The following is a 6479-nucleotide window of genomic DNA, read 5'->3' on the forward strand; positions in this document are numbered from 1 at the left end:
TGTCCGGGCGAGGGTTGATCCGGCGCCGCGGGCGGCTCCTGGGAGAAAGCACCCGTCAGCGTGTCGACAGCCGGGGGTGGCCTGTCTCGCCGTACATGGCGACCGGCCGGATCGACAACAAACTATCTAGGGCGCCGATCTGCCCAATTTAGGGGTTTTGCCCGACCTTACGAAGATTTAATTCAGAGCGCGCTTACGGATCGCAGATAGGCCGACGCGATTTCACGCATGCGCTTGCCGTCGAAACTCGGGCCGTGGCCACCATGGCCGATGCGGATCGGCAGCTCGAGCAGGCGCCGCATCGTGCCGGCATAGGCGGCCCGGTCGGAATCCGGCAAATCGTCGATCAGCGTGTCGTCATAGATGGCGTCGCCGCTGAAGAACAGGCCGTCGGCCTCGTCGAAAAGCGCGATCGAATCCGGCGAGTGCCCGGGCAGGTGCAGCACCCGAAACCGGCGGTCGCCGAGATCGACCACGTCGCCTTCGTCGAGCGTGCGCGTCAACGGCGCCGGCGCTATCGTATAGTCGGCCGATTTCCAGCCCGGCGCCGGCAATCTCGAGACCGCGCCCTCGAGATCGTGGAACATATAGGCGTAGGTCGCGGCCTCATCCATGCTCTCGAACTGCGCGGCACTCATCCTTGGCCCGGCCCGCAGCGGAAATTCGTGCAGCGAGCCGACATGATCGAGGTGGATATGGGTGGCGACGACCAGAAGCGGCTTGCCTTCGGGCGTCTTTATCTGCGGCGCCAGCGGACAGATGCCCATGCCGGTATCGACCAGAAGGTCGGCGTCGCGGCCGGTGAAATGCCAGATGTTGGCGCGCACATAGGCGTGCACGAACGGTTCGGTCAGCATCGTCGTCCTGTCGTCGACGATGCGCTTGCTGAACCAGTCATCCATCAGACGGGAGCCGAGGCATCAGGTGTGGCTTGTCATCAGGTTTGAGCCGGGGCATCAGACGAACGGCTTTCCGATCCTGTATTTTTCCGGCACCAGCCGCTTGAGATAGGCCATGCCGGCATCGGACAGCTGGTTGGCGTCGGGCTTCATGAAATCGTCGGGCATGTGTCGGGTCTTGCCGGCGACGTTCTTCAGCGGAACCTTCTTCAGCACTGTCTTGCTGCCATCATACTGCAGCGCCACCGAGCCGCCGCCCTGTTCGGCGACGCCGACGGCGAAGGCGCCGGCATCGAAGGCCTCCTGCGCGTCGACCGCGCTGATGGCACCGACATAGCCGCGCGGCATGTAGCCGAGCGCGTCGACGCGGGCCCGCTTGCCCGGGAGCCCTTCGGCCAATGCCCGTTCGAGCGCCGCCGGCAGGTCGCTGCCCGACAGTTTGACGTTGCCGTGCTGGTCGCGTTCGAGCTTCTCTGCCGGCACCAGGCTTTCGACCAGCGCCTTGCCATCGGCGGTGCTGACGCCTTCCGACACGGCGACGATGCAGCGCTTGTGGCGGTCGAGCGTGGCGCGTACGTCGTCGATGAAACCGGCAGCAGAGAACGGCCGCTCCGGCACGTAGACGAGATGCGGGCCGCTGTCGGGGTCGAGCTGCCAGGCCGCCGCCGCCGCGGTCAGGAAGCCGGCATGCCGGCCCATGACGATGCCGACATAGATGCCGGGCAGCGCGCGAAAATCGAGATCGACGGACAGGAAGGCGCCGGCGACGAATTCGGCCGCCGAAATGAAGCCCGGCGTGTGGTCGTTTTCCTCGAGATCGTTGTCGATGGTTTTCGGCGCATGGACAAAGGCGATCTTGCCGCCGGCGGCATCGGTCAGGATTTGCTGGGTGCCCGAGGTGTCGTTGCCGCCGATATAGATGAAGGCGTCGGCGCCCGCTTTTTGCAGTCCCTTCAGGATGACCTCGCAATAGGCGGCATCCGGCTTGTCGCGCGTCGAGCCGAGTGCGGCGCTCGGCGTTCCAGCGATCAGCCGCAGCCGGTCCTCCGGAATGGCGGAAAGATCGACATAGTTGCCGTCACGGATGCCGCGCACGCCGTGGATGGAGCCCAGCACCTTGGCGCCGGGATGCCGCTTGCGGATCTCCAGCGTGGCGCCCACCACCGTCTGGTTGATGACGGCGGTCGGGCCGCCGCCCTGCGCGATAACAAAAGTTCCGGCCATTCCTGACGTCTCCCTAGAGCATGATGCCGAAAAGTGTGAAGCGGTTTTCGGACGACATCATGCTCTACTTCTTTGATTTAGAGACGGATTCAGATTTCAGGTCGAACGGACCTGAAATCATCCGGCTCTAGGCGATGGTTTTCAAGGCACCTTGGCCTGTCTTGTCGCCTCGCGCAACGGAAGAGTCTGGCGGCCGCAAACCGCGGCCACGATCACATGACGACGACGGGGTTTTTCTTCGATACCCGGCTGTAGAGATCGATGATGTCCTGGTTGATCAGGCGCACGCAGCCCGACGACATCGCCTGGCCGATGCTCCACCATTCGGGCGAGCCGTGGATGCGGTAGCCGGTGTCCTTGCCATCCTGGTAGATGTAGAGCGCCCGGGCGCCGAGCGGATTGGTCAGGCCGCCGGGCTGGCCGCCCTGCCACTTCACCAGTTCGGGCTTGCGCTGGATCATTTCGGGCGGCGGCGTCCAGGTCGGCCATTCCCGGCCGTACTGGATGTTGGCGCGGCCGGACCAGCGGAACCCGTCCTTGCCGATGCCGACGCCGTAGCGGATGGCGTCGCCGCCCGGCTGGACGAGATAGAGCATGCGCTCCTTGAGATGCACGACGATCGTGCCGGGCGCCTCGCCAGTGGTATCGACGACGATCTGGCGGCGGAATTCCGGCTTCACCTTGAGATAGGGGACCTCGGGCACGTTGAAGCCGTTGTCCGTCAAGGAGGCGTACATGACGTCAGGGCTGGTGATGTTCTTGTCGACGCTGATCGAAGGCCGGATCGGCACCGAACCGGTGACCGTATCGTCGAGCTGGAGTGCCGGCAGGTCGCCACCACCCGAAGTCGAGCAGCCGGCGACGCCGAGCAGCGCCAAAGCGCCCGCCCCGGACAGGACGGCGCGGCGGGAGAGAAGAAGATCGGTTTCGATTGCGTCGCCGTTTCGCGGCGGCGTCGGACCTTGCGGCAACTCACCCATATACCCAAACCCTACGCTTCGGCGGGAAGCACGGTCCGGCCGGATAGCAGGCATTTTCATCATTCATGGTTGATAAAGCGTGAATGCCTTGTGCTGCTTGCGTTTGCAAAAACAAAGATTCGGCCCTTTACATTCTTCGGGACCCAAGGATTTATCCTCTTCTTTGAGCTCAAAGGAGACGAGCATGTCCTTCGAAAACTGGGCCGCCTTCGCTGCCGCGTCGACCGTCCTTCTTGTCATCCCGGGCCCGACCATCCTTCTGGTCGTGTCCTATGCGCTGGGCCAGGGCTGGCGCACCGCCTTGCCGATGGCCGTCGGCGTGGCACTGGGCGACTTCACCGCCATGACGCTGTCGATGCTGGGTATCGGCGCGCTGCTGGCGGCTTCCGCTGGTGTCTTCACCGTGCTCAAGCTGATCGGCGCCGGTTATCTGATCTATCTCGGCGTGAAACTGTTCCGCGCCGGCGGCACGCTGAAGGCCGAACCACGCACCGACGCGGTGTCGTCGGCCAGGATGATGGCGCATGCCTGGCTGGTCACCGCGCTCAACCCGAAGAGCATCACCTTCTTCGTCGCCTTCCTGCCGCAGTTTCTAGACCGGCATGCGAATTTCTGGACGCAGATGCTGGTTTTCGAGACGACCTTCCTGGCGCTCGCCTTCGCCAACGCCTTCGGCTATGCGCTGATCGCGGCACGCGCCCGCAACGTGGTGCGCAATCCCAGGGCGATCCGTATCTTCAACCGCACCGGCGGCACGCTGCTGGTCGGCGCCGGCATCGCCACTGTGGCGATGCGGTCGGGCAACTAGCCCGGTTCTCTGGTCGCTTGGCGCCCCAGCAGTTGATGCTCTAGGATCGGCGCCGGTGCGGCGATCCAGGGACGAGGCATGATGATCAAGGACGACTTCGGCCTGTCATTGTCAGGCGCGACACAGGGCGGGCTCTCTTCCTACGGCCGAGCTGTGCATGAATTGCAGTGTTTCATCGGCGACCCGGTCAACTCCGTCGATCGCGCCATCGCGCAGGACCCCGGTTTCGTCATGGCGCATGTCTTCAAGGGCTACCTCTTCGGCCTTGCTACCGAACCGGAGGCGACGGCCGTGGCCAGGGCCTGCCACGAGGCGGCGCTGCCGCTTGCCGCGACACCGCGCGAGCGGGCGCATGTCTCGGCCCTCGGCCACCTCGCCAACGGGCGCTGGCATCAGGCCTCCGATATCCTGCGGGACATAGCGATCGATTTCCCGCTCGATGCCGTGGCGCTCCAGGTCGGACACCAGGTCGATTTCTTCACCGGCAACGCCCGCATGCTGCGCGACCACATCGCCCGCGCCCTGCCGTCATGGCGAACGGACATGCCGGGTTACCACGCCATCCTCGGCATGCAGGCCTTCGGGCTCGAAGAGATGGGTGAGTATGCGCAGGCCGAAAGACTGGGTCGCTCAGCAGTCGAGATCGAACCGCGCGACGGCTGGGCGCAACATGCGGTGGCGAAACCCAGCGCGAGGCGATGCGGGGCAGTGACGACAACGCCGGCTTCACCAGGGATGTCGGCCATCCCCTGACGCTTGCGATCAAGGCGTTCGGAGAGGGCAACTACGCCGAAGCCATCCGACTGATCCGGCCGATCCGCGCCATCGCCCATCGCTTTGGCGGCAGCCACGCGCAGCGCGACGTCATCGATCTCACGCTGATCGAGGCCGCCCTGCGCGCCGGCGACGCCGCGCTTGCCCAGGCACTGACGACGGAGCGCGCGACGGCACGCCCGGACAGTCCGCTGTCGGCGCTGTTTTCTCGACGCGCCGCCGATTTGTCAGAGAATTGACCCGGAGCGGATCTTGCCTTAAAAACTGCTCAACCATATTTTTCGGGATCCGAAAAAAATAAGAACGTGGGAGGAAGCCATGTATCTCGGCCTCGACCTGGGCACATCGGGCGTCAAGGCGCTGCTGATCGATGCCGGACAGGGCGTCATCGGCTCCGGCCATGGTACACTCGATGTTTCTCGGCCGCATCCCGGCTGGTCCGAGCAGGATCCCCTGCACTGGATACGCGCCTGCGAGGAGGCGATCGCCGAACTGAAGGCGTCGCATCCCGGGCAATTCGCGGCGGTGAAGGGCATCGGCCTGTCCGGCCAGATGCATGGCGCGACCTTGCTCGATGCGGCCGATCATGTGCTGCGCCCCTGCATTCTGTGGAACGACACGCGCAGCCATGTCGAGGCGGCCGCGCTCGACGCCGATCCGCGCTTCCGCACGCTCACGGGCAACATCGTCTTTCCCGGCTTCACCGCGCCCAAGCTCGCCTGGGTCAAGAACAACGAGCCCGCTGTCTTCGCCAAGGTGGCGAAAGTGCTTTTGCCGAAGGATTTCCTCCGGCTTTGGCTGACCGGCGAACATATTTCGGAAATGTCCGACTCGGCCGGCACGTCCTGGCTCGACGTCGGCAAGCGCCGCTGGTCCGCGGACCTGCTCGCCGCGACATCGCTTGACGAGAACCATATGCCAGCGCTGGTCGAAGGTACTGCAAAGGCTGGCGCGTTGCGCGCCGAACTCGCATCGAAATGGGGCGTCGAAGCTGGCATTCCGGTGGCTGGCGGCGCGGGCGACAATGCGGCTTCCGCCTGCGGCATGGGCACGGTCGGCGCCGGCCACGCCTTTGTTTCGCTCGGCACGTCGGGCGTGCTGTTTGCCGCCAACGCGTCCTATCTGCCGAACCCGGCAAGCGCGGTGCACACCTTCTGCCATGCGCTGCCCAACACCTGGCACCAGATGGGCGTCATCCTGTCGGCGACCGATTCGCTCAACTGGCTGTCGGAGATCACGGGCAAGGGCGCAGGCGAACTGACATCGGAACTCGGCGATTCCCTGAAAGCGCCGACCGGCGTGTCCTTTCTGCCCTATCTCTCGGGCGAGCGCACGCCGCACAATGATTCCGCCATTCGCGGTTCCTTCACCGGCCTCGCGCATGAATCGAGCCGCGCCGTACTGACCCAGGCCGTGCTCGAGGGCGTCGCGTTCGCCTTCCGCGACAGCCTGGAGGCGTTGAAGACGGCCGGCACGACCTTGACGCGCGTGACCGCGATCGGCGGCGGCTCGCGCTCGCGCTACTGGCTGAAGGCGATCGCCACCGCGCTGCAACTGCCCGTCGACATCCCCGCCGACGGCGATTTCGGCGCCGCCTTCGGTGCCGCCCGGCTCGGTCTGATCGCCGCGACGGGCGCCGATCCCCTCAGCGTGTGCACGGCGCCGAAGACCGACGCCACGATCGAACCGGATTCGGCACTCGGCGGCGCCTATGCCGATGCCTATCACCGCTACCGGGCACTTTACCCGGCGGTCAAAGCAGTAACCGCGTGAGCAGGCGCCAGGCGCCCCCCT

The 6479-nt window shown here is 65.1% G+C and carries 5 protein-coding genes and 1 pseudogene; 3 read left to right on the forward strand and 3 right to left on the reverse strand.

Annotated elements, in window-relative coordinates; all coding sequences use genetic code 11:
* Positions 1 to 182: 182 nt before the first annotated feature.
* From FJW08_RS31340 to FJW08_RS31350, 3 genes are all read right to left on the reverse strand, one after another.
* Positions 183 to 902 carry an MBL fold metallo-hydrolase gene (locus tag FJW08_RS31340; protein WP_140813647.1) on the reverse strand — a complete coding sequence of 240 codons (720 nt, stop codon included), beginning with the start codon at positions 900 to 902 and terminating at the stop codon, positions 183 to 185.
* A 54-nt stretch (positions 903 to 956) separates the two neighbouring features.
* Positions 957 to 2123, reverse strand: a complete 1167-nt coding sequence (locus tag FJW08_RS31345) for a diphosphate--fructose-6-phosphate 1-phosphotransferase (protein ID WP_140813648.1) — start codon at positions 2121 to 2123, stop codon at positions 957 to 959.
* 212 nt (positions 2124 to 2335) lie between these two features.
* The gene (locus tag FJW08_RS31350) at positions 2336 to 3103 is read right to left on the reverse strand and encodes a L,D-transpeptidase (protein ID WP_140758825.1); all 768 of its coding nucleotides are present in this window, start codon (positions 3101 to 3103) and stop codon (positions 2336 to 2338) included.
* A gap of 184 nt (positions 3104 to 3287) precedes the next feature.
* On the opposite strand from FJW08_RS31350, the gene FJW08_RS31355 reads away from it, so the two are divergent.
* The 3 genes and pseudogenes from FJW08_RS31355 to xylB all read left to right on the forward strand — a co-directional run bounded on the left by FJW08_RS31355 (position 3288) and on the right by xylB (position 6458).
* Positions 3288 to 3911, forward strand: coding sequence for a LysE family translocator (locus FJW08_RS31355; protein WP_140758826.1), 624 nt, complete (start codon positions 3288 to 3290; stop codon positions 3909 to 3911).
* Positions 3912 to 3989: 78 nt separating this feature from the next.
* A pseudogene (locus tag FJW08_RS31360) lies at positions 3990 to 4924 on the forward strand (tetratricopeptide repeat protein).
* A 79-nt stretch (positions 4925 to 5003) separates the two neighbouring features.
* Positions 5004 to 6458, forward strand: coding sequence for a xylulokinase (xylB, locus tag FJW08_RS31365; RefSeq protein WP_140813649.1), 1455 nt, complete (start codon positions 5004 to 5006; stop codon positions 6456 to 6458).
* Positions 6459 to 6479: the final 21 nt, after the last annotated feature.

It is taken from the genome of Mesorhizobium sp. B3-2-1, from assembly GCF_006439515.1.
Taxonomy (GTDB): domain Bacteria; phylum Pseudomonadota; class Alphaproteobacteria; order Rhizobiales; family Rhizobiaceae; genus Mesorhizobium.